Origin of the sequence: Xanthomonas boreopolis, from assembly GCF_046529185.1 — a bacterium.
GTDB classification, from domain to species: domain Bacteria; phylum Pseudomonadota; class Gammaproteobacteria; order Xanthomonadales; family Xanthomonadaceae; genus Pseudomonas_S; species Pseudomonas_S boreopolis.
In genome coordinates this window covers 2,308,021-2,332,911 of record NZ_CP097162.1, presented here as the reverse complement: position 1 = coordinate 2,332,911, position 24,891 = coordinate 2,308,021, and the positions used below count along the sequence as shown (strand labels likewise).

Annotated in this window: 26 protein-coding genes; 9 read left to right on the top strand and 17 right to left on the bottom strand. The window is 68.8% G+C overall.

Annotated features, from left to right (window positions below; translation table 11 throughout):
* The first annotated feature begins 1 nt into the window (after position 1).
* Positions 2-3,190: an efflux RND transporter permease subunit gene (locus tag M3M27_RS10280; protein ID WP_434025633.1), complete on the top strand. Its 3,189-nt coding sequence runs from the start codon at positions 2-4 to the stop codon at positions 3,188-3,190.
* A gap of 69 nt (positions 3,191-3,259) precedes the next feature.
* On the opposite strand, the gene M3M27_RS10275 is transcribed toward M3M27_RS10280, so the two are convergent.
* Positions 3,260-3,862, bottom strand: coding sequence for a DUF4142 domain-containing protein (locus M3M27_RS10275; RefSeq protein WP_434025632.1), 603 nt, complete (start codon positions 3,860-3,862; stop codon positions 3,260-3,262).
* Positions 3,862-4,125 carry a hypothetical protein gene (locus M3M27_RS10270; protein ID WP_140721177.1) on the bottom strand — a complete coding sequence of 88 codons (264 nt, stop codon included), beginning with the start codon at positions 4,123-4,125 and terminating at the stop codon, positions 3,862-3,864. The genes M3M27_RS10275 and M3M27_RS10270 overlap by 1 nt, the downstream gene beginning before the upstream one ends.
* Positions 4,126-4,607: 482 nt before the next feature.
* Between M3M27_RS10270 and M3M27_RS10265 the strand changes: the two genes are divergently transcribed.
* Positions 4,608-5,747, top strand: coding sequence for a DUF3182 family protein (locus tag M3M27_RS10265; protein ID WP_434025631.1), 1,140 nt, complete (start codon positions 4,608-4,610; stop codon positions 5,745-5,747).
* Positions 5,710-6,579 (top strand): alpha/beta hydrolase family protein, encoded by an 870-nt coding sequence (locus M3M27_RS10260; protein WP_434025630.1) that lies wholly within the window; start codon positions 5,710-5,712, stop codon positions 6,577-6,579. Before M3M27_RS10265 ends, M3M27_RS10260 begins: the two co-directional genes overlap by 38 nt.
* A 63-nt stretch (positions 6,580-6,642) precedes the next feature.
* On the opposite strand, the gene M3M27_RS10255 is transcribed toward M3M27_RS10260, so the two are convergent.
* On the bottom strand, positions 6,643-6,879 hold the full coding sequence (locus tag M3M27_RS10255; RefSeq protein ID WP_434025629.1) for a hypothetical protein: 237 nt from the start codon (positions 6,877-6,879) through the stop codon (positions 6,643-6,645).
* Between the two features lie 189 nt (positions 6,880-7,068).
* Between M3M27_RS10255 and M3M27_RS10250 the strand changes: the two genes are divergently transcribed.
* Positions 7,069-7,251, top strand: coding sequence for a hypothetical protein (locus M3M27_RS10250; protein WP_434025628.1), 183 nt, complete (start codon positions 7,069-7,071; stop codon positions 7,249-7,251).
* Between the two features lie 5 nt (positions 7,252-7,256).
* Here M3M27_RS10250 and M3M27_RS10245 read toward each other — a convergent pair whose 3' ends face one another.
* The 4 genes from M3M27_RS10245 to M3M27_RS10230 form a co-directional block, all read right to left on the bottom strand.
* A complete protein-coding gene (locus M3M27_RS10245; RefSeq protein ID WP_434025627.1) occupies positions 7,257-7,814 on the bottom strand; it encodes a mechanosensitive ion channel domain-containing protein in 558 nt (185 codons plus the stop codon).
* Between the two features lie 10 nt (positions 7,815-7,824).
* A complete protein-coding gene (locus M3M27_RS10240) occupies positions 7,825-8,691 on the bottom strand; it encodes an SDR family oxidoreductase (protein WP_140721192.1) in 867 nt (288 codons plus the stop codon).
* Between the two features lie 193 nt (positions 8,692-8,884).
* Positions 8,885-9,319, bottom strand: coding sequence for an NAD(+)--rifampin ADP-ribosyltransferase (gene arr, locus M3M27_RS10235; protein ID WP_434025626.1), 435 nt, complete (start codon positions 9,317-9,319; stop codon positions 8,885-8,887).
* A gap of 248 nt (positions 9,320-9,567) precedes the next feature.
* Positions 9,568-9,942, bottom strand: a complete 375-nt coding sequence (locus tag M3M27_RS10230) for a sensory rhodopsin transducer (RefSeq protein WP_140721199.1) — start codon at positions 9,940-9,942, stop codon at positions 9,568-9,570.
* 68 nt (positions 9,943-10,010) lie between these two features.
* On the opposite strand from M3M27_RS10230, the gene M3M27_RS10225 reads away from it, so the two are divergent.
* The gene (locus M3M27_RS10225) at positions 10,011-10,991 is read left to right on the top strand and encodes a TIGR03885 family FMN-dependent LLM class oxidoreductase (protein ID WP_434025625.1); all 981 of its coding nucleotides are present in this window, start codon (positions 10,011-10,013) and stop codon (positions 10,989-10,991) included.
* Here the strand turns inward: M3M27_RS10225 and M3M27_RS10220 are convergent.
* From M3M27_RS10220 to M3M27_RS10205, 4 genes are all read right to left on the bottom strand, one after another.
* Positions 10,940-12,538: an alpha-amylase family glycosyl hydrolase gene (locus tag M3M27_RS10220; protein ID WP_434025624.1), complete on the bottom strand. Its 1,599-nt coding sequence runs from the start codon at positions 12,536-12,538 to the stop codon at positions 10,940-10,942. The genes M3M27_RS10225 and M3M27_RS10220 overlap by 52 nt on opposite strands.
* Before the next feature lie 91 nt (positions 12,539-12,629).
* Positions 12,630-13,643, bottom strand: coding sequence for a cytochrome d ubiquinol oxidase subunit II (gene cydB, locus M3M27_RS10215; RefSeq protein ID WP_140721208.1), 1,014 nt, complete (start codon positions 13,641-13,643; stop codon positions 12,630-12,632).
* A complete protein-coding gene (locus M3M27_RS10210; protein ID WP_434025623.1) occupies positions 13,643-15,043 on the bottom strand; it encodes a cytochrome ubiquinol oxidase subunit I in 1,401 nt (466 codons plus the stop codon). The genes cydB and M3M27_RS10210 overlap by 1 nt, the downstream gene beginning before the upstream one ends.
* Before the next feature lie 163 nt (positions 15,044-15,206).
* Positions 15,207-16,112, bottom strand: a complete 906-nt coding sequence (locus M3M27_RS10205) for a manganese catalase family protein (RefSeq protein WP_434025622.1) — start codon at positions 16,110-16,112, stop codon at positions 15,207-15,209.
* Between the two features lie 312 nt (positions 16,113-16,424).
* On the opposite strand from M3M27_RS10205, the gene M3M27_RS10200 reads away from it, so the two are divergent.
* On the top strand, positions 16,425-16,997 hold the full coding sequence (locus M3M27_RS10200) for a hypothetical protein (RefSeq protein WP_140721218.1): 573 nt from the start codon (positions 16,425-16,427) through the stop codon (positions 16,995-16,997).
* Positions 16,998-17,077: 80 nt separating this feature from the next.
* Here M3M27_RS10200 and M3M27_RS10195 read toward each other — a convergent pair whose 3' ends face one another.
* A complete protein-coding gene (locus M3M27_RS10195) occupies positions 17,078-17,656 on the bottom strand; it encodes an isochorismatase family cysteine hydrolase (protein WP_434025621.1) in 579 nt (192 codons plus the stop codon).
* A 279-nt stretch (positions 17,657-17,935) separates the two neighbouring features.
* On the opposite strand from M3M27_RS10195, the gene M3M27_RS10190 reads away from it, so the two are divergent.
* Both M3M27_RS10190 and M3M27_RS10185 read left to right on the top strand, forming a co-directional pair.
* The gene (locus tag M3M27_RS10190; RefSeq protein ID WP_140721225.1) at positions 17,936-18,442 is read left to right on the top strand and encodes a ferritin-like domain-containing protein; all 507 of its coding nucleotides are present in this window, start codon (positions 17,936-17,938) and stop codon (positions 18,440-18,442) included.
* Between the two features lie 73 nt (positions 18,443-18,515).
* On the top strand, positions 18,516-19,151 hold the full coding sequence (locus tag M3M27_RS10185) for a DUF4142 domain-containing protein (protein WP_434025620.1): 636 nt from the start codon (positions 18,516-18,518) through the stop codon (positions 19,149-19,151).
* Between the two features lie 145 nt (positions 19,152-19,296).
* On the opposite strand, the gene M3M27_RS10180 is transcribed toward M3M27_RS10185, so the two are convergent.
* From M3M27_RS10180 to M3M27_RS10160, 5 genes are all read right to left on the bottom strand, one after another.
* Complete coding sequence (locus M3M27_RS10180) at positions 19,297-19,512, bottom strand: KGG domain-containing protein (RefSeq protein WP_140721233.1); 216 nt, start codon at positions 19,510-19,512, stop codon at positions 19,297-19,299.
* Positions 19,513-19,755: 243 nt separating this feature from the next.
* Complete coding sequence (locus tag M3M27_RS10175) at positions 19,756-20,823, bottom strand: NAD(P)-dependent alcohol dehydrogenase (RefSeq protein WP_177497637.1); 1,068 nt, start codon at positions 20,821-20,823, stop codon at positions 19,756-19,758.
* A 323-nt stretch (positions 20,824-21,146) separates the two neighbouring features.
* Positions 21,147-21,644: a nuclear transport factor 2 family protein gene (locus M3M27_RS10170; RefSeq protein WP_140721240.1), complete on the bottom strand. Its 498-nt coding sequence runs from the start codon at positions 21,642-21,644 to the stop codon at positions 21,147-21,149.
* Positions 21,645-21,771: 127 nt separating this feature from the next.
* Positions 21,772-22,716 carry a helix-turn-helix transcriptional regulator gene (locus tag M3M27_RS10165; RefSeq protein WP_434025619.1) on the bottom strand — a complete coding sequence of 315 codons (945 nt, stop codon included), beginning with the start codon at positions 22,714-22,716 and terminating at the stop codon, positions 21,772-21,774.
* Positions 22,717-22,967: 251 nt separating this feature from the next.
* A complete protein-coding gene (locus M3M27_RS10160) occupies positions 22,968-23,852 on the bottom strand; it encodes a helix-turn-helix domain-containing protein (RefSeq protein WP_434025618.1) in 885 nt (294 codons plus the stop codon).
* Between the two features lie 144 nt (positions 23,853-23,996).
* On the opposite strand from M3M27_RS10160, the gene M3M27_RS10155 reads away from it, so the two are divergent.
* Positions 23,997-24,878, top strand: a complete 882-nt coding sequence (locus M3M27_RS10155; protein ID WP_177497643.1) for a helix-turn-helix transcriptional regulator — start codon at positions 23,997-23,999, stop codon at positions 24,876-24,878.
* Positions 24,879-24,891 lie beyond the last annotated feature (13 nt).

The following is a 24,891-nucleotide window of genomic DNA, read 5'->3' as shown; positions in this document are numbered from 1 at the left end:
CATGCTCGAACGACTCATCAGGGCTTCGATCGCCCATCGCTGGCTGGTCATGGCGCTCACGCTGGCGTTGATCGGCGTCGGCATCTGGAGCTTTCAGCGGTTGCCGATCGACGTCACGCCCGACATCACCAACGTGCAGGTGCAGGTCAACACCGCCGCACCCGGCTACTCGCCGCTGGAAGTGGAGCAGCGCATCACCTTCCCGGTGGAGACGGCGCTGGCCGGCCTGCCGAAGATGGCCTACTTCCGCTCGATCTCGCGCTACGGGCTGTCGCAGGTCACCGTGGTGTTCGCCGACGGCACCGACATCTACTTCGCGCGCCAGCAGGTGGCCGAACGCCTGCAGCAGGTGAAATCGCAGATGCCGGCCGGGCTCGAGCCCGCACTGGGGCCGATCGCCACCGGCATGGGCGAGATCTTCTCCTACACGCTCGACGCGGCGCCGGACGCACGCAAGCCGGACGGGACGCCGTACACCGCGACCGACCTGCGCACCCTGCAGGACTGGGTGATCCGTCCGCAGCTGCGCAACGTCCCCGGGGTGACCGAGGTCAACACGATGGGCGGGTTCAAGCGCGAGGTGCACGTCACGCCCGATCCGCTGCGCCTGCGTGCGCTGGGATTCACCCTGGACGACGTGGTCGGCGCCCTGCAGGCCGACAACCGCAACCTCGGCGCGGGCTACATCGAGCGCAACGGGCAGCAGTTCCTGGTGCGCGTACCGGGGCAGGTGGCCGGCGTCGGCGGCATCCGCGACATCGTGCTGGGCCGGCGCGAAGGCGTGCCGGTGCGCATCGGCGACGTCGCGCAGGTGGCGGACGGAAAGGAACTGCGCAGCGGCGCGGCCACGCAGGGCGGGCACGAGGTGGTGCTGGGCACGGTGGTGATGCTGGCCGGCGCCAACAGCCGCGATGTCGCGCAGGCCGCGGCCGCGCGCCTGCGGGAGGCGGCCAGGAGCCTGCCCGCGGGGGTGGCCGCGACGCCGGTCTACGACCGCACCGCGCTGGTGGACCGGACCATCGCGACGGTGGCCAAGAACCTGGCCGAGGGCGCGCTGCTGGTCGTGGTGGTCCTGTTCCTGCTGCTGGGCAATTTCCGCGCGGCGCTGATCACGGCGGCGGTGATCCCGCTGGCGATGCTGTTCACGCTCGCCGGCATGGCGCGCACCGGCGTATCCGCCAACCTGATGAGCCTGGGCGCGCTGGATTTCGGCCTGATCGTCGATGGCGCGGTGATCATCATCGAGAACTGCCTGCGCCGCTTCGGCGAACGACAGCATGCGCTGGGGCGGGCGATGACCCGCGACGAGCGCTTCGAGACCGCCGCCAGCGCGACCGCGGAGGTGATCCGGCCGAGCCTGTTCGGGCTGGGCATCATCACGGCGGTCTACCTGCCGATCTTCGCCCTCACCGGCGTGGAAGGAAAGATGTTCCACCCGATGGCCGCCACCGTGGTGATGGCGCTGGCCGGCGCGATGGTGCTGGCGCTGAGCTTCGTGCCGGCGGCGATCGCGCTGGCGCTCGGCGGCAAGGTCGAGGAGAAGGAGAATCGGTTGATGGCCTGGCTGCGGCGGCGCTACGAGCCGTTGCTGGACGGCAGCCTGCGCCATGGCCGCTGGATCGCCGCCGGGGCCGTCGCGTTGCTGGCGCTCAGCGGCGTGCTCGCGGCGCGCCTGGGCAGCGAGTTCGTGCCGAGCCTGGACGAAGGCGACATCGCGATGCACGCCATGCGCATCCCGGGCACCAGCCTGACCCAGTCGGTGGGCATGCAGCGCAGGCTGGAGGAACGCCTGGTGGAGTTCGCCGAGGTGGAGCGGGTGTTCTCCAGGATCGGCACGCCCGAAGTGGCATCCGACCCGATGCCGCCTTCGGTGGCCGACACCTTCGTGATGCTCAAGCCGCGCGCGCAATGGCCCGACCCGAAGAAGCCCAAGGCGCGGCTGGTCGCCGAGATCGAAGCGGAGATGCGGAAGATCCCCGGCAACAACTACGAGTTCACCCAGCCGATCCAGATGCGGACCAACGAGTTGATCTCCGGCGTGCGCGCGGACGTGGCGATCAACCTGTACGGCGACGAGCTGGATACGCTGCAGCGGGTGGGGCGGCGGATCGAGGCGGTGGCCAGGCAGGTGCCGGGCGCGGCCGACGTGCGGCTGGAGCAGGCCGGCGGGCTGCCGTTCCTGTCGATCGTGCCGGACCGGCGGGCGCTGGCGGCGTACGGGCTCACGGTCGGGCAGCTGCAGCGCGTGGTCGCGGTGGCGGTCGGCGGCGAGGTGGCGGGGCAGGTCTTCGAGGGCGATCGCCGCTTCGACATCGTGGTGCGCCTGCCGGAGCGGCTGCGGCAGGATCCCGATGCATTGGCCGCGCTGCCGATCCCGCTCGGCGAGGCGCCGGCCAGCATGGACGGCGAAGGCACGCCGGACGTCGGGAGGTCCGCCGGCCCCGGCACGATCCCGCTGGGCGCGGTGGCGTCGGTCGTCGCCAGCGAAGGCGCCAACCAGATCAACCGCGAGAACGGCAAGCGCCGCATTGTCGTCACCGCCAACGTGCGCGACCGCGACCTGGGCGGCTTCGTGGCGGAACTGCAGCGGCGGATCGGCCAGGACGTGCGGCTGCCGACCGGCTACTGGATCGAGTACGGCGGCAGCTTCGAGCAACTGATCTCGGCCAGCCGACGACTGGCGGTGGTGGTGCCGGTCACGCTGGCGATCATCTTCGCGCTGCTGTTCTGGGCGTTCGGATCGGCGCGCGATGCGCTGGTCGTGTTCAGCGGCGTGCCGCTGGCGCTCACTGGCGGCGTGCTGGCGTTGGCGTTGCGCGGCATCCCGCTGTCGATCTCGGCCGGCATCGGGTTCATCGCGCTGTCCGGCGTGGCGGTGTTGAACGGGCTGGTCATGATCAGCTTCGTCCGCCACCTGCGCGGCGAGGGCGCATCGCTGGAAAGCGCGGTACGCGAGGGTGCCTCGAGCCGGTTGCGCCCGGTGCTGATGACGGCGCTGGTGGCGTCGCTGGGTTTCGTGCCGATGGCCTTGAACGTGGGTGCCGGTTCGGAGGTGCAGCGGCCGCTCGCCACCGTGGTGATCGGCGGCATCGTGTCCTCGACCCTGCTCACACTGGTGGTGCTGCCGGTGCTGTACCGGTGGATGCACGCGGGCAGGACGCCTGCCAGAGCACCCCAGGCGCAAGGGTGAGGACCGGCGCCCCTGCCGCCCCCGGAGCCAGTCCCGGGGCGGCGGAGCGTGGCATCGGGTCCGCGCCGGTCAGCGCGATGCGCTGACCGCCTGGGCGCGCTCGTAGTGTTCGGCGACGGCGCGGCGGACGCCGAGCAGGTGCCTGCGCACGGCTTCGGAACGCGCGCCGGGAATGAGTTCCGCGTCCAGCGTCTTCAGCGCGGCGGCGTGCTCGGACGCCATCGCCGCCATGAAGGCGTTGCGGTAGGGGTTCTCTTCGGTCTGGGCATCCAGCGCGGCCAACGTGGCGCTGCCGCGCGCCCGCATCGCCGCCGCGGCATCGCTGTCGGCGGCTCCCATCGCGCGGGCTTTCTCCAGATCGTGCTGGTGGGCGAGCAGCATCTGCCGGGCGAAGTCGCCGGTGGCGCCGTCCAGCCGGCGGGCAAGGCCGTGCCGGGCCAGCGCGATCTCGTTCTCGTCCATGGCGGCCAGCACGCCGAGCACAGCCGCATCGCCCCGGGCGACCGGGGCCAGCCCGGTGCCGCCGGCCGGGGCCGGCACGGGCGCCGGAGACACTGCAGGCGCGGTGCGCGAGGCATCGCCGCCCGCGCCGCAGCCGGTCGATGCACAGCCGCAGGCGATCGCCAGCACCGCGCCGAACCGCCGCGGCGTCGGCCGGCTTGCCGCCGCCATCATGTCCACCGGGGTTGCACCACCACCGGCGTCGGCGTCCTGGACGTGGCGACCGGCTGCTTCTGCGGCATCCGGCAACGCAGGACCATCGGCGCGGTGCGCGCGTGGATGAGGGGGTGTTCGGCAGGCGCCGCGCTGCCGATCAGGTTCGCGATGTGGAAACCGAGGATCTCCTCGGCGCGTTCGCCCTGGTCGCTGATGATGTGGGGCACCAGCCGTTCCAGGCGGTCCAGTTCCTGCAGTACTTCGTATCGGGTTTTCATGGCGTCTCCACGTCCGTTGCGAAACGAGCGGCGCTGTCCTGACGGCGGAACCCCGCACGCCATGATGGGCAGTACGATCCTCGCGTTCGCAGGTGGTGCCACTCGGGCGTGCAAGGCGCGGTGGTCCAGCGCCTGCAGCGAGCCTAGCGTTGCCGATGTAAAGAACGGATCAGCAAGGCCCGGTCGCGACCCGATGGCGACACGCGGCGCTCGCCTCGTGCACGGAAGGCGAGAGGACCGCGCTTTCACGCGATACATCGCACCATTGCACGCGTGGCTAACGGCCGGATCCCGAAGGTAGCACCCGATGACGAGATCGCCGGGGACACCAGGGCTTCCTCCGGGCAAGCCACTTTCGAAGACGGTTGCCGCGCATGCGCGTTGACGGCATCGGCCCGTACGACCGCATGCGTGGCCGCCTGAAGCGTTCCGGTTCGCGTACCCCTGCCTCCTTGCCCCTTGTTTGCCCCTCCAGACACGGTATGCCGGCGATGTCCGCATTCGACAAGGTCGTGGGCGATGCCGTCCGCGACGTGCCCGCCGACGGGCACGAACGCGCCACGCACGACTGGATCGTGCGGGAAGTTGCGCGCCTGATGCGCTTGCCGTGCGCGGGCATACCGGCACGTGCGACACGACAGGCCGGCGCCTTCCACGTGCCGGACGACACGCTCACCACCGAGCAGGCGGCCCTGCTGGGCATCGCCGATGCCGGGTACCTGCTCGGCGGCGTGGTGCCGCATGCCTTCATGGCGACCAAGGTGATCAGCCATCCGCTGGTCGGCGAGGATGCGGCCCGGCCGAGCGGCTGGAACCCGCTCGCCGCGCAGGCCCTGGCCCGGGCGACGCTGCCCGGGTATGCGGTGTTCTCCGAGGCCGATGCGCGCCGGGCGCATGCGCGCCTGCGCGAGGGCGGACTGGTGCGTTTCAAGCTCGCCACCGGCGTGGGCGGGCGCGGGCAATGGCTGCTGGGCGACGCCGCGACCCTCGAGTGCGTGCTGGCCGAGCTGCCGCGGGGCTATCTCGCCGAACACGGTGCCGTGCTGGAGCAGAACGTCGGCGACGCGATCACCTACAGCGTCGGCGAGCTGCATTGCGCCGGCATCGACATCGCCTACCACGGGACGCAATCGGCCGTGAAGGACCAGGCCGGCCGCGACGTCTATGGCGGCTCGGACCTGTGGATCATCCGCGGCACGCTGGGCGACCTGGCCGAAAGCGGCCTGAACGCCGAGCAGAAGTCGGCGGTGGAACGGGCGCGCCTCTACGACGGCTTCATCGCCGATGCCTATCCTGGGATGCAGGTGTCGCGGCGCAACTACGACATCCTGGTGAGTCGCGACGGCACGCATGCGTTCTGCGGCGTACTGGAGCAATCCTGGCGGATAGGCGGAGCGACTCCGGCGGAACTGGCCGCCGTCGCGCTGTTCCAGCGCGATCCCGGGCTGCACCGCGCCTATGCCTGCACCCGCGAGATCTACGACGAGGCGGGTCCGTTGCCCGCCGGTGCCGACGTCTACTACCGCTCCGCCGCGCCGGCGAACGGTCCGCGCCTCAAGTACCGACTGAGTTCTCCCTTGCCCGATGGAAGCCAAGCTGTCCAGCATCCAGATCCCGGTTGAGCGCGACGAGCTCAGCGGGACCCTGCTGACGCCCACGGGCATGCCCGGGGTGCTGTTCGTGCATGGCTGGGGCGGCAACCAGCATCACAACCTGGTGCGCGCCAGGGAGGCGGTCGGCCTGGGCTGCATCTGCCTCACCTTCGACCTGCGCGGGCACGAAGGATACGCATCGATGCGGCAGACCGTCACGCGCCCGCAGAACCTGGAGGACCTGAAGGCGGCCTACGACCAGCTCGCCGCCTTGCCCTACGTGGACCGCCACTCGATCGCGGTGGTGGGGTTGAGCTACGGCGGCTACCTGGCGACGCTGTTGACCCTGGAGCGGCCGGTGGAATGGCTGGCACTGCGCTCGCCGGCACTCTACAAGGACGAATACTGGAGCGCTCCCAAGGTCTCGCTCAATCGCGACCCGGACCTGATGCGCTATCGCAACAGCGAGATCCCGGCACAGGCCAACCGCGCCCTGGCCGCCTGCACGCGCTTCAAGGGCGACGTGCTGCTGGTGGAGGCGGAGAACGACGTGGTCGTGCCGCATCCGGTGATGCGCAACTACGCCAATGCCTTCGTGCAGGCGCGCTCGGTGACCTCGCGCCTGATCCGGGGTGCCGACCATGCACTGAGCGTCAAGGAGCACCAGCACGAGTACACGCGCCAGTTGATCGACTGGCTCACCGAGATGGTGGTCGGCCGCCGCGTGGCGCTGGCCAAGGAAGTGGTCGCCGCGCGCAAGCAGATGCTCAAGCAGATCAAGGGGCAGGAGGCGGTTTCGCCGGGCAGGAGCTCGCGCGAGTTCCACGGCGACATCCGCGCCACCGAAAAGACGTCGAAGTGATGCGGAAAACGAAAGCGCGGCCGTGGGCCGCTACCAGACTCGACAATACCGGTGGCGGTCCCGCTAACGCTTGCCGGCGGGCTCGCTCCGGATCACCTGTGCGGAGGAGACCGCACCGAGCCGCTGCGCCATGGCCGCCATGCGGTTGGCAAGCTCGACCTTGCATCCCCCCTGCCTGGCCGAGTTCTCCAGGATCTTCTGGTATGCGTCCCAGAATTCCGGGCCGTTGCCATGAGTGCGGTATTGAGCCTGCAGGGCCATCCACGTCTCGTCTTCGAGGAACTGCGCGCTGTATCCCATGATGTTTTCGCCCGCTGATGTTCCCCTGTGTTCAGGGATACTACAGGGCTGTCGTTAAGGTTCCGCAACGAAGGCGAAAAGAACGTGTACGCACGGCACTGTGCGCTGCGTCGCAGGCATGTGGATAAATATCGCCGCTTCACGCGACCTGGCGTCTGATCGCAGGGCACAACACGTGGGAGCACGCGCATGCCATCCAAGAAACCGATCAATCCGCTGGGCCAGGTAAGCGACCAGGACAAGGCGCATACGCCGGACAAGCTGCGCCGCGACGATGCGTTGTGGAAGGAGCACGACATGCCGGACGATTCCACTGAGCGCAACCGCGCCAGACCCGAGGACTACGAACGCCCTGTTCAGGAGGATGACTGAATCCCTCAGGCGTCGTGCCAGCGCCGCGTCATGCGCTGGAAGAACAACGAGTTCGGAATCTGCAGCGTGGATCCCTGCGTTTCCTGGCGCTGGTCCTGCAACGTCGTGTAGATGAAGTTGATGTCGATCACGCGCCCGCACACCCCTGGCTTGTCGGCGCTGTCGATCAGCTCGATGCGGTCGTGCAGGCGGAACGGCTTGGTGGCGAAGATCAGGAACGAACAGAAGATGTTGGACAGCACGCTCCATGCGGCGAAGAACGCGACCGCACCGACGGCCGCGAAGCCGGTGATGGCGGTCCAGAGTACGCTCACCGATACTCCCAGGCGCTCCAGGACCAGCAGCAGCGCCGCCGCATAGAGGAAAGTGGCGACGATGCGGCGCGCGCCGATCACCAGCGCGGGCGGGAGTTCGTAGCGCCGGCCTACCAGGCGGAGCGCATGCACGAGGATGCGGACCAGCAGCCAGGCCAATCCCAGGATCGCCAGCACCTCCGCCACGGGTACCACGATGTCCAGCCAGGCAGCGACCCAGGTCGGCGGTTGCGGAAGGTGGAGGTGCATGGCGGAGGCATCAAAGGACCACGGCGCCGCCGGAGATCGTGATCAACGCGCCCGAGGTGTAGCTGGCGCGATCGGACGCCAGCATGACGTAGGCCGAAGCGAGCTCGGCCGGTTGGCCGGGGCGCCCGTAGGGCGTCTGCGATCCGAACGATTCCACTTCCTCCGCGGCCATGCCGGCGGGAATGAACGGCGTCCAGATCGGCCCGGGCAGCACCGCATTGACCCGGATCTGCTGGTCGGCCAGCAGGCCGGCCAGGCCGATGGTCAGATTGGCCACCGCGCCCTTGGTGGTCGAGTAGGGGAGGATGTTGGGCGTGGGTTTCTTGGAGTTGACCGAGGCGGTGTTGATGACGACTCCGCCGCCGCGCAGCAGCGGCACGCCGAGCCGCACCAGGTTGAAGACGGCATGCACGTTGGTGTCGAAGGTCTTGCGCCACTCGTCGAGCGTGATCTCCTCGAAACTCTCGAAATAGCGCTGGTAGGCCGCGTTGTTCACCAGGATGTCGAGGCCGCCGAGCTGGCGCTTCACCTCCTCGACCAGCGCGGCCGCCTGGCTGGGGTCGCTGATGTCGCAGGCCACCAGGACCGCCTTGCGGCCGGCCGCTTCGATCAAGCTTCCGATGCGCTCGGCATCGTCGCGCTCGGCGGGCAGGAAGGCGATGGCGACATCGGCGCCTTCGCGGGCGTAGGCGATCGCCACCGCGGCGCCTATCCCACTGTCGCCGCCGGTGATCAGGGCTCGCTTGCCCTCCAGCTGCCCGCTCCCGACGTAGCTGTCCTCGCCATGGTCGGGGCGGGGTTCCATCTTGTCGGTCTTGCCGGGGAAGGACTGCTGCTGGCGCTTGAAGGGCGGGAACGGATAGTCGGGAAGGGCCATGGAGAACTCCTGCAGGGGCGATGCCGGCAGTGTGTGTGCGCCGAAGTAAAGCGCATGCGCAGGGGGTGTCTCCTCGACGTGGACGCAGCGGCGGCGGCCTGCAAAGAAGCTGCGACCGTGCGGACATGCGCGCCGCGCTTCGCGCCGGGCTGCCAGGCGGCTCTCTCCGCAGATCGCGATCCTGGGACCCTTGTCAGTTGATGATCTCGCCGGTGCCGGTCTTGACGAAGTTCCTCAACTGCTGGATGAACTCCGGGTCGTAGGGTTCCCAGCTCTCGAGTTCGCCGATGATCCTCAACGGATGCTCGCTCCTGTACGAGCGGGTCGGGTTGCCCGGGAACTTCTTGTTCGTGACGTTCGGGTCGTCCTCGAATTTTCCGGTAGGGACCACCACGTAGACCCGCGGCCGACCGTCGCCCCGGGCGATCTCCGCGGCCAGGCCCGCTCCCTTCGGCAGGGTCGTGAAGTAGATGTGATTCATCACGACGCCGTCGCGGTAGTTGGACGTGAAGCCGGCGGTCAGAAGATCGCCGACGGACAGGCTTGCCTTCGTCCCGTGATAGAACGGCCCTTTCACCAGATCGCAGTTCTCGTGGGAAACCGGGAACCACTCGTCTTCCTGCGTCATCCTGCTCGCCTCGTGTGCCCTGCCCAGTCGACAGGGCGGCGATTCTAGTGTCCGCCTCGGGCGTTGCCGCAAGGCCCCGCGGATGCTATAAATTCATGGTGGGAGGCGCGGCGCGCCTCCCTTTTTCGTTCCGCGCTCGAAAATTCGATGGCGCGCATGACAGGGCCCGGATGCAGTGGCGATTCGCGGTCCCGTTGGCGGATCGTTCTCCCGTCGCACCTCGCAAGCTTGCCTGGGCCGCCGTATGGCTACGGCAGCGGATGCGCGATCGTCGTCATCAACGCATTGGCGGCCTGGCGCGAATCCAGGCGCGTGTGCTGCACGACCAGGGGCACGTCGGATTCGATCAATGACGCGAAGCCCACGCCGTGCGGGATAGATTCCGGATCGTCCAGGTCGTTGAAGCGGACGTGGCGGGTGCGCCGGGCCGGCACCGTCACGCGGTACGGTCCCACCGGCTCGCGATCCTCGAAGAACAAGGTGATCCGCACATGCGCATCGGCGTCGCCCGCGTTCAGCAGGCAACAGGTCTCGTGGCTTTCCATCTGCGGCGCCGGGCCGTTGCTCCAGCCCGGGATGTAGCCTTCCGCGATGGCCCAGCGGTGGCTGCCTATCGGGTGCATGCGGCCGGTGTAACGCCGCGTCCGTTGCCCGTGCGTCAAGGCGCGTGTGGACGGCGTGGTGGGCCGCGATGATCGGATACCACGCCTCGCACGAGCAGTTCGATCCCGCGCATCTGCTGGCGCTGGCCGCGCGCGCCGCCGCGGCGGGCTTCGGCGGATTGAGCGGATCGGACCATTTCCATCCGTGGACGCCGGCGCAGGGCCAGTCGGGGCACGCCTGGAGCTGGGCCGGAGCGGTGCTGGCCAGCGTTCCGCTGTCGCTGGGATTGGTCACCTGTCCCTTCGGCCGCTACCACCCGGCGGTGATCGCGCAGGCGGCGGCCACGCTGGCACGGATGTATCCGGAGCGGTTCTGGCTGGCGGTCGGCAGCGGCGAGGCGCTGAACGAGCACGTCACCGGCGAGCCGTGGCCGGACAAGCCCGCGCGCAACGCCCGCCTGCACGCCAGCGCGGAGGCCATGCGCCGGCTCTGGCGCGGCGAGCGCGTCGATTGCGACGGCGAAATACGCATACGCGAGGCGCGCCTGTACACGCTGCCGCCCCGGCCGCCGCTGCTGCTCGGTGCCGCGCTCGGCGCGGAGACGGCGCGTTGGCTCGGAGGGTGGGCCGATGGCCTGATCACCGTCAGTGCGCCGTTGCCGAAGTTGCGCGAGATCGTCGCCGCGTTCCGCGAAGGGGGAGGCATCGGCAAGCCGATGTTCCTCCAAGTGAAGCTGTGCTACGCCGCGACCGATGCGCAGGCGCGTGCCGAGGCCCTGGCCCAGTGGCGCGCGAACCTGGCGCCTCCCGCGATAGCCGCCGACCTGGTCCGGCCCGAGGACTTCGCCGCGCTCGCGGACCGGCTGGATCCGGCCGGGATCGAGCAGGCGGTGAACATTTCCTCCGACCCGCTGCGCCATGCCGAGTGGCTGAGTACGTATCGCGAACTCGGGTTCGAGCGGCTGTACCTGCACAACGTCGGCCGCCAACAGGAAGCGTTCATCGACGTCTTCGGCGCTCAGGTGCTGCCGTCGCTGGCCGGCGCCTGGTCGCGCAGGTACCAGCCATAGCCGTAGCCCCCGATCTCCACCGTGTCGTCGGCGCAGCGGACGTGGCGGGCGAGGGCGAAATCGCCGGTTCCCAGCGCCTGCCGCTCGAGCCGGAGCGGGCGCGCGGAGAGATTCACCAGGGCCACGACGTCCTGGTCGCTTCCCGCGAAGCGCAGGGCCAGCAACTGGGAGGGCGCGAAGGCGCACGCTTGCGGCGCCGCGCTCAAGGCGGGCAGGTCGCGCCGGACCTGCAGCAGTGCCCGGACGTCTTCCAGCAGCGATGGCTGCCCGCGCTGGGCGGCGACGTTGCAGTGCGCGTAGCCGAACCGCCCGTCGCGCTGCGGCCTGCGCCAGGCGTGCGCGGGATGGTCGCAGAAACCGGCGCCCGCCCCGGCGTGCCACTGCATGGGAACGCGCACGGCGTTGCGCTCGGGCAGGTCCAGGTCGTCGCCGAGCCCGATCTCGTCGCCGTAGCGCAGCACCGGCACCTGGCCCAGCGACAGCAGCAGGGCGTGCGCCATCGCCAACGCGTCGCGATCGCCATCGAGCATCGGCGCGAGCCGCCGGCGGATACCGCGTCCGTAGATGCGCATCCATGGCTCCGGCGCGAAGCGGTCCATCACCTCGCCGCGCTCGTCCGGCGTGAGTTGTTCCAGGTCCAGTTCGTCGTTGTTGCGCAACCAGGCGATGCGGGTCGTTGCCAGGGCCGTATCGCCGTACTCGGCCAGGGTACGGGTGATTTCGCCTGCATCCTCGCGCGCCAGGGCCAGGAAAAGATGGTTGTTGAGATGGAAATCCAGCAGGTGCGAGAGCCGGCCGCCGGCCACGTAGTTGCCGTACTCGGCCGCGGGCACATCGGCCTCTCCGATCAGGACGGGCTCGTCGAGCCGGCCAGCGACGTGGCGGCTCAGTTCGTTCAACAGCCAGCGTCCTCCTTCCTCCGGCACTGCGAGGCAGGCGCGTTCCACCATGTAGGGCACCGCGTCGATGCGGAAGCCGCAGGCGCCGCGATCCAGCCAATGGGCCATGATCCTGCCCATCTCGCGGCGCACGGCGGGATTGCCGCATTCCAGGTCCGGCTCGTGCGCGTAGAACATGTGCCGGTAGTAACGGCGCACGAAGGGATCCCAGCTCCAGACGCCGGGTTGGACGGGCGGGAACATCGGGGCGGGGCCGATCGCGGCCGGTGCGTCGGTCCAGATGTAGCGCCCTTGCATTTCCGCGTCACCGGCGCGCGCTGCCTGGAACCATGGATGCAGTTCGGAAGTGTGCTGCATCACCAGTTCCACGATGATGCCGATGCCGCGCTCGCGCGCGGCCCGCACCAGCCGCGCGAACGAGGCCTCGTCGCCAAGGCGCGGATCGATGGCGCAGTGGTCGAGGACGTCGTAGCCGCCATCGCGCCCGGCGCTGCGGAAGAACGGCAGCAGCCAGAGATGGCTGACGCCCAGCCATTGCAGGTAATCCAGTTTCTCGGCGATGCCGTCGAGCGTGCCCCAGCCATGCCCCGTGCTGTCGCGGAACAAGTAGGGGTCGACCTGGTAGATGACGGTGCGATGTGGTTGCATGCGGCGGGAAGCATGGCCGGGCCCGGATGAAGCGCTCGCCATGGCGATGTGCAGGTGTCGCGAAGATGCGCGCCGCTTTACGGCGCGCGGGCTAGTGATAGCCGCTGCCGTGCCGGACCTTGCCGCGGAACACGCGGTACGACCACGCGGTATAGCCCAGGATCAACGGCAGCAGCACGATCAGGCCGACCATCGAGAAGACCTGCGAGGAGCGCGGCGCGGCGGCTTCCCACAGCGTATAGGTCGGGGGAACCAGGTAGGGCCACATGCCCAGCACGAGCCCGGCGAAGCCGAGCGCGAACAGGGCGAGCGTGCAGACGAAGGCGCGGGCATCGGAACCCGATTGCCGCGTCGAGCGCCAGATCAGCGCCGCGGCCAGCAGCGCGCACAAGGGGATGGGCGAGAGCCACCAGAAATTGCCGTCCTGGAACCAGCGCGCCATCACGCGCGAGTTGAGGAACGGCAGCCAGGCGCTGACCAGGCCGAGGAAGGCGGTCACCACCCAGACCAGCACCCGGGTGAGCCCGCAGGCCAGCCCGCGCGTGGGATCCTCGGTCTTGAGGATCAGCCAGGTACTGCCCAGCAACGCGTAGCCGAACACCAGCGCGATGCCGGTCAGCATGGAGAAGGGGCTGAACCAGCCGAACACGCCGGCGACGTACTTGCCGTCCTGGACCGGCATGCCTTCCACCAGCGCGCCCAGGATCACGCCCTGGGCGAACGCGGTGAGGATCGAGCCGATGGAGAACGATGCGCCCCACAATCCACGCGAACGCTGCGCCTTGAAGCGGAACTCGAAGGCCACGCCGCGGAATACCAGCGCCATCACCATCAACAGCACCGGCAGGTACAGGCCGGACAGGATCAACGCATAGGCCATCGGGAACGCGGCGAACAACCCGGCGCCGCCGAGCACGAGCCAGGTCTCGTTGCCGTCCCAGATCGGCGCGGCGGTGTTCATCATCAGGTCCAGCTCGCGCTGGTCGCGTGCGAACGGAGCCAGGATGCCGAGCCCCAGCACGAAACCGTCCAGTACGACGTACATCAACACGCCGAATCCGATCACGCCGAACCACGCCACCGGCAGCCAGGTCCCCACGTCCATCACGGCATCTCCTCCTCGCGCGTATCGGCGGCCGAGAGCGGGCGGGCAGGGGTGTGCTCGCCGCCTTGCAGGTCCGGCCCGTCCTGTTCGGGTTGCGGGCCCCGGCGCACCAGCTTGAGCAGGTACCACACGCCCCACCCGAACACGAACGCGTAACCTGCGATGTAGACGGCCAGGGACGTGGCCACCATCGCCGCGCTCTGCGTACCGACCGCGTCGGCAGTGTGCAGCAACCCGTACACCACGTAGGGCTGGCGCCCGATCTCGGTGACGAACCATCCGGCCACCAGCGCCACGAAGCCGGCGGGCAGCATCGCGTTCCAAGCGGCGAGCAGCCAGCGGCTCTGCAGCAGGCGGCCGCGCCACCAGGTCAGCGCCGACAGCCATGCCAACGCCAGCATCAGCAATCCCAGGCCGACCATGACGCGGAACGCGAAGAACACCGGCGTCACCGGCGGTCTTTCCGATGCAGGCACCGAGGTGAGCGGCGGGATGTCGCCATCGGGGCTGTGGGTGAGGATGAGGCTGCCCAGCCGCGGCACCGCGATTTCATGGCGGTTGCGCTCCTCCTCGCTGTCCGGGAGCGCGAACAGCACCAACGGCACGCCGGCGCCCGGTTCGGTCGGATGCCAGTGCGCTTCGATCGCGGCGACCTTGATGGGCTGGTGCTCGAGGGTGTTCAGGCCGTGCTGGTCGCCCGCGACGATCTGCAGCGGCACGGCGATCGCGGCGAAGGCGACGGCGAGCTTCAGCATGCGTGCGCCGGCCTCGACATGGATGCCCTTGCGCAGGTACCACGCTCCCACGCCGCCGATCACGAAGCAGGTCGTGATGAACGCCCCCAGCGCCATGTGCGTGAGCCGGTACGGGAACGACGGGTTGAAGATGACCTGCCACCAGTCCTTCGGCACCACCACACCGCCTTCCACCGCGTAGCCGGCCGGCGTATGCAACCAACTGTTGGAGGAGAGGATCCAGAAGGTCGAGAACAGCGTCCCGAGCGCCACCATGCAGGTGGATACGAAGTGCAGGCGCTCGGGGATGCGCCCCCAGCCGAACAGCATCACGCCCAGGAAGCTGGCTTCCAGGAAGAACGCGGTGAGCACTTCGTAGGTCAGCAATGGCCCGATCACGCTGCCGGCGATGCGGCTCAGTTCCGGCCAGTTGGCGCCGAGCTGGAACGCCATCACGATGCCGCTGACCACGCCCATGCCGAACGACACGGCGAAGATGCGCATCCAGAAGAAGTACAGGTTCTTCCACAACGCATCGTGCGTGCGCAGCCAGCGCCATTCGACGAACGCCAGCCACGAGGCCAGCCCGATCGTGAAGGCCGGAAACAACACATGGAACGAGATGACAAAGGCGAACTGCACCCGGGACAGCAGCAGTGCGTCCATTGGACCTCCGGTGGGCACGGCAGTGGCAGGCGCGAACCGCTGGGGCCGCGGGATGCACGATGCCCAGCATGGCGCGGCGGCCGATCACGGGACCGTCGCCACGCCGTGAAGGCGGGGTGAATTCACCGTTCGCCGGCTTTGTGGGCTGCGCGCCCGCGGGCGGTCACGAGCGTCGCGCGGAGCTGCCGGTGGTCGCGCCGGCGCCGGGCCCGGCGCCCAGGTCGGCACCGGTCACCTCGTCCAGCTCGGGATGCGACATCGTGCGCATGCTCATCGCATCCAACGCCTGCGTCTCGGTCGCGGACAGGCCCACGACCGCGTTGCCGCCCTGGCCATCCACCGCGGCCTGCGCATCGCGATCCGACACCACTTCCCATTGCTCGCCCTGGTTCCATGGGCCGGAGAGATCGCCGTCGCCCTGCGACATGTTGTAGTACTTGTCGGTGAAGGCGGGATGGCCGGGCAGCTTGCCGGGCGGGAAGTTGGGATCGATCGCGTAAAGCGCCTTCTCGAACGACTTCTGGTGCGCTATCTCGCGCGTCATCAGGAAGGTGAGGGCATCGCGGATGCCGGGATCGTCGGTGACGTTGATCAGGCGCTCGTAGACGATCTTCGCGCGCGCCTCGGCGGCGATGTTGGAGCGCAGGTCGCAGGTCGGCTCGCCGATCGAATCGACGTAGGCCGCCGTCCAGGGGACGCCGGCCGAGTTGACCAGCGCGGGGCCTCCCCCGTAGAGGATCTGCTGGGTATGGCTGGTGCTGTTGCGCGTGAGGTTGCGCATCTCCATGGCTTCTTCCATGCCTTCGGAGAGGATGGCCTTGGGACCGCGATTGAGCATGGCGACGATCGACCCGATGATTTCCAGGTGGCTCAGCTCTTCCGTGGCGATGTCGTAGAGCATGTCCTTGCGTCCGGGATCCTCGTCGCCGAGCGCCTGGGTGAAATAGCGCATCGCCGCCGCCAGTTCGCCCTGCGGGCCGCCGAACTGCTCGAGCATCAGCGAGGCCAGGTCGGGATTCGGCGCAGCCACGCGCACCGTGTACATCAGTCGCTTGTTGTGCATGAACATGGATAGGTCCCTGGAATGAGTTGATCGATGCGGACATGCGCGGATCGTTCCAGGCGGGAAATTCGAGCCGAAAATTCCGGATGAAACGACCGCCGCACGCCCGACACCTTGTAGAACCCGCCGTTCATGAGGCGTCTCGGCGGCACGCATGTGAGTACGCCGCTTCACGGTATGCCGACGCCATCTTTCCTCTTGCCACGAAAGAATGTACGCGCGGATTCCTGGACGAAGCGAAGGCTTGGTGATCTTCATCAGGCCTTCGAGGCGTTACGGATTCCACCCGGAATACCCCACGAAGGAGGACACCGTTCGATGATCACACGCATCCTGCAAAGCTCTCCGCACAATCCACGGGCCTGGCTGGAAATCGGCGCAGGCGGCATCGGCAGCATCCTGTTGCCCCATCGCGAGGAAGCCAAGGCCGAGGAAGCGAGCTTCGGGCGCCCATTGCCCGACCAGATCGACTTGGTCCTGATGCAGGAACCCGCCCGTCTTGCGCGCGCGGACCTGGCGATCTGGGAAACCCAGCGCTGCGCGGTCCCGCTGCTGGGGTTCAGTCTTACCGCGGCCGACGAGCACGGGCGCGGCCCGCGCGCGATCGCGTGGCTGACGGAGGACGGCGAGCAGGTGTTCGCGGCGGGCCTGTGCAGCGTCAACGAGCTCGGGCACCACCCGCGCAGCGCGTTCTCGCTGCTGGTGGGCAGTTCCTCGCGCGCGCCGCTCTATCGTCCGCTGTACATCCAGGGCGTCCCGATCGCCGATTGGCTGCGCATGCCGGGAGCGCAGGCCATGTCCTACCTGCGCAGCGAGTGGGGCGGCCGCTCGCTGCAAGCCGCGGCGAAGAACGAGCCGGTCCCGGCCATGCTTGCCGGCGCCACCTCATGAGCTTCCGCGGGCGGCGCCGGCGCCCGGCGTCGCGGAACCACGCGGACGGCCTAGGTTGGCATTCGGTTCGCCGCTGCTGCTCACCGGCGATTGCGCTCGAATGCGCGCATGGCGTCCTGCATGTCCACGACGTCCACCGCGGGCGATAGCTGCATCAGTTCCATCGCCTGGCGCAACGGCCCCGACAGCCCGGCCACGGCCTGGCGTATCACGCGCACCCGGTACTCGCGCGCATTGCCGTCCAGGGCGGTGGCCAGCACGCACGAGTCCGCGGTCATGCCGGACAGGTACAGCGTGCCTACCTGCAACTTGGCCAGCAGCACCGGCAGCGGGGTCGCCAGGAAGGCCGAGTGCTTGGGCTTGAGCACGTAGTAATCGTCCTCGGTCGGGTGCAGCCGGTCGGCCACCTCCAGCCCGAGTCCACCGCTTTCCCGCGCCGACGCGATCAAGCCGCGGAAGTCGACCTTCCACTGGGCGAAATTGTCGTTGGCGAAGATCACCGGGACTTCGCGGCGGCGACAGACCTCCAGCAGGGCTGCGATCGCCTGCGTGGCCTTGCGTACGCTGGCGGCCATCGCCTCGGCCTCGGGAAAGTCGAACCGGCCGATCATGTCGATGACCAGCAGGGCTGGGCGGGAGGGCGCACGCGGCGGACTCATTCGGATTTCCTGGGTCGGCTCGAAAGGTGGAACTGGCGTGGCGATGGAGCGGTGCCCGAGGCCAGGTTGCCAGGTGCCGGGGATCCTGCATGGCCCGGTGTCCAGGGATCGTGAGCGGAGCCCGGTCGCCGGCGTTATGCACGCATGACGACCGCCCGCGCCGGTCATCGCGACCGGATCACGCGGCATTGCGCCGTGCGTAACGGTGGGATGCCTAGCCTGCAACGAAGGCATCGACATGCCGCCATCGCGGCACCACCGACCATCCAGGAGCGAAACATGGCCATCAAGAACATCGAAGACCTCTTCATCCATGAGCTGTCCGACATCTACAGCGCCGAGAAGCAACTGACGCGCGCCTTGCCGAAGCTGGCGCGGGCCTCGGACAACCCGGACCTGTCGACGGCCTTCGAGACCCACCTGGAGGAAACCCAGGGGCAGATCGAACGCATCGACCAGGTGGTCGAGGCGCTCGGCATCCGGTTGAAGCGGATCAAGTGCGCGGCGATGGAGGGTTTGATCGAGGAGGGCAAGGAGATCATCGAGAGCGTCGAGGCCGGTCCGTTGCGCGACGCCGCGCTGATCGGCGGGGCGCAGAAGGTCGAGCACTACGAGATCGCCGCCTACGGCACGCTTGCCGCGCTCGCCAAGCAGCTCGGCTACAAGGACGCGCTCCCGCTGCTGCTGGAAACGCTGAAGGAAGAGAAAGCGACCGACGAGAAGCTGACGATGCTGGCCAAGAGCGGAGGCAACGCCGAGGCTGCCCAGCAAAGCCGCGCCGCCTGAGGTCCGCGCCGTAGCGTAGTTCCCGGAACCGGCCGGCACTCGTGCCGGCCATTGGAGTTGGAGGCACGCCGCCATGCGCACCCGAACCACCTGGGCCATCGTCGCCGCCATCGGGGCCACGGCGGCCTTGTTGGCCGCGTTTCGCAAGGGCAAGATCGCCGCTCCCCGGGATTCGCGAGAGGACGATGCGGTCGGGCAGGACGGCGAGGTGCTGGCGCGGCTCGCCGATATCGACGACGACCAGGTCCGGGCCGCGCAACTGGCGTTGTCGCAATCCCTGGACCCTCCAGTGAAGGTCTACGCCGAGCACATGCTCGCCGTGCACGGTCGCAACCGTGGCGAAGCGTGCCGCCTGCGCGATCGCGCAGGTGCTCCGGCGGAAGGCGGGGGCGACGGCGATTGGGTGGACGCCTTGCAGCGCGCCGCCGGCGCGGGTTTCCAGGCCGCCTATGTGCACGCGATGGTCGACAGCCACGAACGCGCCTTGCGTCTCCTGGACGAGGAGCTTCTTCCGGCCAGTTCGAGCGATGCGGTGAAATCGCGCCTCGCGCGTACCCGCGGGCTGCTGCTGGACCACCTGCAGCGCGCTCGCGACCTCAAGGCCGCCGAAGGCGTGCAGCAGAACGCGCGCCAGGACGAGGCATTGGACGAGACGTTCCCCGCCAGCGACCCGGTCTCGCCGTTCATTCCCGCGAAGGCGCCGGATTGAGCGGGCGGGCCTGTAGGTACCGAAGGCGGGCGGCCAGTAAAGAAGCAGGTTGTCGGACATGAAGAAGGCCCGCCTTCAGCGGGCCTTTGCCGTATCGACATCCCGGCAGCGCCGGGGGCCGACGGAACGGACACATGCATCGGGCTCAGCTGCGTCCCCCCTTGCTGCCGATGGCGGCCATGTGTTCCCGGTTCTGGCTCACCGCCTGGCCGCCCTTCCTTCCGGCTTCGCTCGCCTCCCGCGAATCGAACTCATGGGCGTTGCCGCTGGCGTGGGCCGCCTTGCCGCCCTTGCTGGCGATCTCCCTCTGTTTCTCCTCGTCCATCGACGCGAAGCCGCGGTTGCGGGTGTTGTTGGCCATATCGATATCTCCTCATAAGGACGTGTCGGGCTGGATTGCCTCGACGCGAACAGGATGAGGAGAAGGCGGCTAAGCACGAGTCACCGCGCCGCCAAGACAGGGTGTAAGCGGGCCCATCCTCGTGCTCACGGCTCCTGCACGGCTCGCTTCCGCGCATCGTCCGCGGGCGTGGCGTTGCGGGCCGGCTGCGCACGCGGGAACGGAAGCCGTCCACGGCAGCATGCCGGGCCGCTCGCGCGGGACTCACTGGTAAGTGATCACCGCTCGCCCGACGAAGTCGCCATCGCGCAGCCGATCCAGGCTCTCGTTCACGTCCTCGAGCCGGACCGTGTTGATCTCGTGTCTGATCAACTTCTTCCGGGCAAGCTCGACCACTTCGCCGAGATCCACGTAATTGCCCCAGAATGAACCGTGGTAGCTGTATTCCCGGGCGACGAAGGGGAACAGTGGAATATCCACCCGCGTACCCATGAGACCGACGGAAACGAACGCGCCGGAGGTCGCCAGCATGTCGAAGCCGAGCCGGATGGCTTCCTCGGCGCCGGAGCAATCGAGTACGCCATGGAACTCGGCGTGGCCGGTGGCGTGCTGCAGTTCCTTGCGCACGTCGGCCGTGGATTTGCCGCGTACGTTGATGGCGACGTCCGCGCCCAGTTCGCGCGCGGTGCGGAGCTTTTCGTCCGAGCGCGCCAGCGCCACCACCGTGGCGCCGCCGGAAAGCAGCTTGGCGTATTGCACGCCATAGGTTCCCAGGCCGCCGATGCCGCTGACGGCGACGACGTTGTCCGCACGCAGTACGCCGGCGGCCTGAAGCTTCTTCGCGCCCCGGTACGGCGTCAGCCCGGCGTCGGTGAGCGGCGCGAGTTCTTCCGGCTTGAGGTGGTCCTCGCGGCTCAAGCGGATCAGCCATTGGTACGGCACCGGCACGAACTCCGCGTAACCGCCATACGGGCCGAACCCCGGCCAGCGCCCGTGTCCGCAGATCTGGTGGTTGCCCACACGGCACTGCGGGCAGGCCCCGCAGCCGAAACCACCGACGACGACGACCTGGTCGCCCTGGGCGAGCCCGGCCGATGCGGGCACCGCGCCGCCCAAGCGCTCGATGACGCCGGCGATCTCGTGGCCGGGCGTGGCCGGGAAGCTCAGTTCCAGTCCGTATTCGCGGAAGTATCCATCCAGCAATTGCACGTCGGTGCGGCACATGCCGGCCGCCTGGACGCGTACTAATACTTCGTTTGGTTCGATCTCCGGCACCGGTGCGTCATCGATGACGAGCGGCGTGTTGTAGGCATGCATTCTCGCGGCGCGCATGGCAATGCTCCCAGAAAAGATGCGTGGATGGGGCGGAATGGAGCGCGTTTTGCGCCCCGTCCCGACGCTAAGAAATGCAGGCCCGCGGGGTCAATGCCCGAAAGCGGGGGAGCGTAATGCCGAAACAGGCGACGCAATCCCTCGCGGTTGGCGGCATCCCGACGGCGCTGGGCCGTGTTCCCTAGGGGAGACAGTCGCGCGCCTCGCACGATGCGCGCGGCGGCATGCGCGATCTCTCCGCATGGCCGCCATCGCAACCGGCAGGCCGGACGCGGAACGACCTCGCGCCGGCAAGCCGCTACGGCACGGATGGTCCGCAAGGGTCACGGCCGGACCCGCTGCCACAGCTCGTCGAAGGCGATGCTGTCGTAGTAGGCACGCGCCTCGACGATCTTCCCGTCGCGCATCCGCCACAACCATGCGTAGGTATTGACGTAGGGCAGGCCGTCGCGCGCCATGCCCTGCGCGTCGAAGAAGATCGCGACGTGTTCGCCGTCGGCGAGGATCTGCCGTAGGGTGGGGCGCAGCGGTTCGCGCATCCGGGCGTTGAAGGGCCGGATCACTTCGGCCATGAACGCTTCCCGGCTGGGATATTCCTTGGATGCGGCCGATCGCCCGGTGATCGTCCAGCGCACGTCGTCGGCGAGCAGGTCGTACGGGCTGCCGGTGCCCTGGCGCCAGCGCTCGAATGCCGCCTGTGCGACGGCCAGATTCCGCGCTTCCTGCGGAGTGTGGGACTCGGAGGCGCCGGCGACGGGCGTTGCCGCCGCAGTGCCCAGGAGCAGGGCAAGGCCCCGCAGGTTGCCGAACAGGGTGGCCATGGCAGTTCCTTGATGTCGCGGAGGCGGCGCGACTATGCCGCAGCCGATGCTGCGGATGCGCGGCCGACGCGCTGCCGGCGCAACATTCCGACAGCCAGCCCAATCCCGGACGATACGGCGGCGGTCATCAAGGCATCTGGCACGGGACGTGTCCGGCTTCGTGCGGCGGCAGGTGGCCGGGAGGGCTGCTCCCCCCGTCGCGCGCCCGATCGCGATAGGCCCGCGGCGTCAGGCCGGTGGACCGGCGGAACGAGGCCGCGAATGCCGAGGGCGTGCCGTATCCCACGGCCACCGCGATCTCGCCGATGGAGCCTTCGCTGGTCGCCAGCAGTTCCTTGGCACGCCCCATCCGCAGCAAGGTCAGGTACTCGTAGGGGGCCAGGCCGGTCGAACGCCGGAACGCGGTGCACAGGTAATGCCGGCTCAGGCCCACCTGGGCCGCCATGTCCTGCAGGCTCAGGGGCGCGTGCAGGCGCCCCCGCATGAACTCCTCGATCCGCCGCAGCTGCCAGTTGGCCAGTCCCGGCGCGACCGCCGTCGGCAACCGGACAGGCGAGCAGTGGCGGTTGAGCAGGTGCGTGCAGATCAATGCCGCGCACTGTTCCCGGAAGCCGGGATCGCGTCCGTCGTCCGGCGGCATGGCCGCCAGCATCTCCACCAGCCGGAACAGGACCGGATCGGCGAGCGCCAGCTGCAATCGTGGCGTGCCATCGACCTGGACCAGGTCGCCGGGCTCCAGCGCCGACGGCGGGATCAACACGTAAGAGCATTCGTGCCCCCCGGAAAAATCGACCTGTCCCTCCGTCCCGGCGGGAAGCAAGGTGACGGTGCCATGGCGCAACTGGCCGGTCCGGCGCACCCCGTCGCGTTCCAAGATGACGGTGGCGATGCCGCTATAGGTCACGGCGACCACGTGCTCGCCGAGCGCCGGCAAGCACCCGCGCCGGGGAGGGTGCTTCCAGCGCGGCGTATAGCGCACACCCCGCCGCGACGACCAGCCGGCCAGCGGCAGCGTCTGCCCGAGCAGCCGGCCGAGCGCTCCGGCGGCGTCCACTTCGGGTTCGTCGCGCACGTCCGGTTCCGGGCCGCATGCCTCCTGCCCGCACGGCACCATCGCCGGGCCGCTGGGACCGATGGCGGCGGGATCCTGCAAGAGGTCGGAAGGAGGATTCATCCTGGCCGTCGCCATCGGGGTGCGATGCCACGTCGTGGCACGGCCCGGTCAGGGGCCGGGCAAAGCCTAGCGGCGGCGCTGCACAGGCATCGTCGCGATATTGCGGCCGGCATTGGCGATATTGCGCTTGTGGCCCCGGAGCGACGGGATCAGCCGCGTTCGCGGTAGGTGGAGGGCGACACCCCGACGACCCGCCGGAATGCCACGGCGAACGAAGCGGGGCTCGAATAGCCGACGCTCGCCGCCACCGTACCGAGCGGCAGCCGCGTGGTGACCAGCAACCTGCACGCCGCCTGCATCCTCAGGTGCACCAGGCAGGCGTGGGGCGCCATTCCCGTCGCTTGCCGGAACGCCCGGCAGAAATGGAAACGGCTCATCGAGACCAGCCCCGCCAGTTCCTGGAGGGCGATCTCGTGGCCCAGGCGTTCGCGCATGTATTGCGTCACCCTGCGCACTTGCCAGGCTGCGAGCGGCGCAACGCGGGGAGGGGCCGGCGCAGCAAGGGTGGAATGGCTGCGCAGCAAGTACAGGCAAAGAAGGTCCAGCGCCTGTTCGATGAACAGCAGCGGATACAGGCCGGGTGCGTCGGCCTCGTCCGCCAGCAGGCCCATGACGCATGCCAGCCGTTCGTCGGGTTCGTGCACGCGATCCAACAGTTCGAAGGCGCGTCCCTCCGCGAACTCATCGACGCAACCTATCAGCCGTTCGGGCGCCAGGAACACATTGGAAACGCGTCGCGACCCGGTCGTGCACCAGCGACCGCCGTGGCCACTGGCCGAGATGGTGATGCTGCCGGGCCGCACCGGCCCGGCGAGCCGCTTGCCGTCGATCGATGCCGCGGCCGTGCCTTGGCCGCCGTAGGTCACAGATACGATGTGCTCGCGCGTCGGTTGCAGGTCGACGTCGAAGGCGCCGTTGTCCCAGCGCCCGGTCAGGCGGGTACCGGCCTGGAACAGTTCGGGCATGAGCGGCGGCACGCGCCCGGCGATGCGGGCGACCTCGGCGGCGGCGGCGGTCGGCTGGGGCCGGCTCATCGGAGAGCGAGAAGATGCTTCGGGAAACGATACGATCTCATGTCCACGACAGGGCCGTGGAAGGCTTCTCCGCCCGTCCTCGGCCATTGTATCCGGGCGGCGCCGGCCCGATCATGCGCCGGATCGGCCGCCGAGGGGAGAGCCATGCCGCTGTCGGACGCTCCGGAAGTGATCTCGACCCTGGTGGGCGTACCGCCTCCGGTGCTGCCGATCGTCCTGCGTGGTGGCACGCGCCTGTCGGGCCTGTACGTGTGCCGGCCCTTCGACGGCGACCTGGTGCCGATGGATGTCCACATCCTCTCGCTGGCCCACCGCGGGACGGGCCGGATGCGGGCCCGCGTCGAAGGACGGCAGGGCCTCTCGTATCCGGTCGCGGGCGCGGTCACCGTCATTCCCCGGGGGCTGGGCGGACACTGGCACTTCGACGGCCATGCGCTAGTGTCGAACGTCTATCTCGGCAGCGAACGCTTCCGCCAGTGCGCCGATCACGCCGCGGAAGGACGATCGTTCGAGATCCGCTACGGCAACGACGTCGCCGACGAACGAATGGCTCACATCCTGCGGCTCATCTGCTCGGAGGTGCAGCAACCTTCCCACCATTCGCTGTTGTTCCTCGAACACGGCGTGGAACTGGCCTGCCTGCATCTGCTCAGGGCACATTCGTCGCTGGCGCGCCTGGCCGCGCCGCCGGCGAAGGGATTGCCAGCCAGCCAGGTAGGGCGCGTGGTGGACTACATGCAGGCGCACCTGGATGGCGATATCTCCCTGCAGGAACTGGCGGACCTGGTCGGTCTCAGCCGCTTCCATTTCTGTAGCGCCTTCAAGGCTGCCACGGGCATGCCGCCCTACGCGAAACTGACCCAGCTCCGGATGCAGGCGGCTGCACAGTTGCTCCTGCACACGCGCCACGCGATCCTGGACGTGGCGCTGGCAGTTGGATACCGCACCCAATCCGCATTCTCGGCGGTGTTCGGCCGGACGATGGGAATGCCGCCGAGTCGGTTCCGGAGCGAAGGCCGGCGCTAGGCGGGCAGGGCGG

What these genes read in the sequence shown, in the direction of transcription:
- M3M27_RS10280 (WP_434025633.1), top strand. Translation starts at nt 2, where the DNA reads ATGCTCGAACGACTCATCAGGGCTTCGATCGCCCATCGCTGGCTGGTC.
- M3M27_RS10275 (WP_434025632.1), bottom strand. Translation starts at nt 3,862, where the DNA reads ATGGCGGCGGCAAGCCGGCCGACGCCGCGGCGGTTCGGCGCGGTGCTG.
- M3M27_RS10270 (WP_140721177.1), bottom strand. Translation starts at nt 4,125, where the DNA reads ATGAAAACCCGATACGAAGTACTGCAGGAACTGGACCGCCTGGAACGG.
- M3M27_RS10265 (WP_434025631.1), top strand. Translation starts at nt 4,608, where the DNA reads ATGCCGGCGATGTCCGCATTCGACAAGGTCGTGGGCGATGCCGTCCGC.
- M3M27_RS10260 (WP_434025630.1), top strand. Translation starts at nt 5,710, where the DNA reads ATGGAAGCCAAGCTGTCCAGCATCCAGATCCCGGTTGAGCGCGACGAG.
- M3M27_RS10255 (WP_434025629.1), bottom strand. Translation starts at nt 6,879, where the DNA reads ATGGGATACAGCGCGCAGTTCCTCGAAGACGAGACGTGGATGGCCCTG.
- M3M27_RS10250 (WP_434025628.1), top strand. Translation starts at nt 7,069, where the DNA reads ATGCCATCCAAGAAACCGATCAATCCGCTGGGCCAGGTAAGCGACCAG.
- M3M27_RS10245 (WP_434025627.1), bottom strand. Translation starts at nt 7,814, where the DNA reads ATGCACCTCCACCTTCCGCAACCGCCGACCTGGGTCGCTGCCTGGCTG.
- M3M27_RS10240 (WP_140721192.1), bottom strand. Translation starts at nt 8,691, where the DNA reads ATGGCCCTTCCCGACTATCCGTTCCCGCCCTTCAAGCGCCAGCAGCAG.
- arr (WP_434025626.1), bottom strand. Translation starts at nt 9,319, where the DNA reads ATGACGCAGGAAGACGAGTGGTTCCCGGTTTCCCACGAGAACTGCGAT.
- M3M27_RS10230 (WP_140721199.1), bottom strand. Translation starts at nt 9,942, where the DNA reads ATGCACCCGATAGGCAGCCACCGCTGGGCCATCGCGGAAGGCTACATC.
- M3M27_RS10225 (WP_434025625.1), top strand. Translation starts at nt 10,011, where the DNA reads ATGATCGGATACCACGCCTCGCACGAGCAGTTCGATCCCGCGCATCTG.
- M3M27_RS10220 (WP_434025624.1), bottom strand. Translation starts at nt 12,538, where the DNA reads ATGCAACCACATCGCACCGTCATCTACCAGGTCGACCCCTACTTGTTC.
- cydB (WP_140721208.1), bottom strand. Translation starts at nt 13,643, where the DNA reads ATGGACGTGGGGACCTGGCTGCCGGTGGCGTGGTTCGGCGTGATCGGA.
- M3M27_RS10210 (WP_434025623.1), bottom strand. Translation starts at nt 15,043, where the DNA reads ATGGACGCACTGCTGCTGTCCCGGGTGCAGTTCGCCTTTGTCATCTCG.
- M3M27_RS10205 (WP_434025622.1), bottom strand. Translation starts at nt 16,112, where the DNA reads ATGTTCATGCACAACAAGCGACTGATGTACACGGTGCGCGTGGCTGCG.
- M3M27_RS10200 (WP_140721218.1), top strand. Translation starts at nt 16,425, where the DNA reads ATGATCACACGCATCCTGCAAAGCTCTCCGCACAATCCACGGGCCTGG.
- M3M27_RS10195 (WP_434025621.1), bottom strand. Translation starts at nt 17,656, where the DNA reads ATGAGTCCGCCGCGTGCGCCCTCCCGCCCAGCCCTGCTGGTCATCGAC.
- M3M27_RS10190 (WP_140721225.1), top strand. Translation starts at nt 17,936, where the DNA reads ATGGCCATCAAGAACATCGAAGACCTCTTCATCCATGAGCTGTCCGAC.
- M3M27_RS10185 (WP_434025620.1), top strand. Translation starts at nt 18,516, where the DNA reads ATGCGCACCCGAACCACCTGGGCCATCGTCGCCGCCATCGGGGCCACG.
- M3M27_RS10180 (WP_140721233.1), bottom strand. Translation starts at nt 19,512, where the DNA reads ATGGCCAACAACACCCGCAACCGCGGCTTCGCGTCGATGGACGAGGAG.
- M3M27_RS10175 (WP_177497637.1), bottom strand. Translation starts at nt 20,823, where the DNA reads ATGCGCGCCGCGAGAATGCATGCCTACAACACGCCGCTCGTCATCGAT.
- M3M27_RS10170 (WP_140721240.1), bottom strand. Translation starts at nt 21,644, where the DNA reads ATGGCCACCCTGTTCGGCAACCTGCGGGGCCTTGCCCTGCTCCTGGGC.
- M3M27_RS10160 (WP_434025618.1), bottom strand. Translation starts at nt 23,852, where the DNA reads ATGAGCCGGCCCCAGCCGACCGCCGCCGCCGCCGAGGTCGCCCGCATC.
- M3M27_RS10155 (WP_177497643.1), top strand. Translation starts at nt 23,997, where the DNA reads ATGCCGCTGTCGGACGCTCCGGAAGTGATCTCGACCCTGGTGGGCGTA.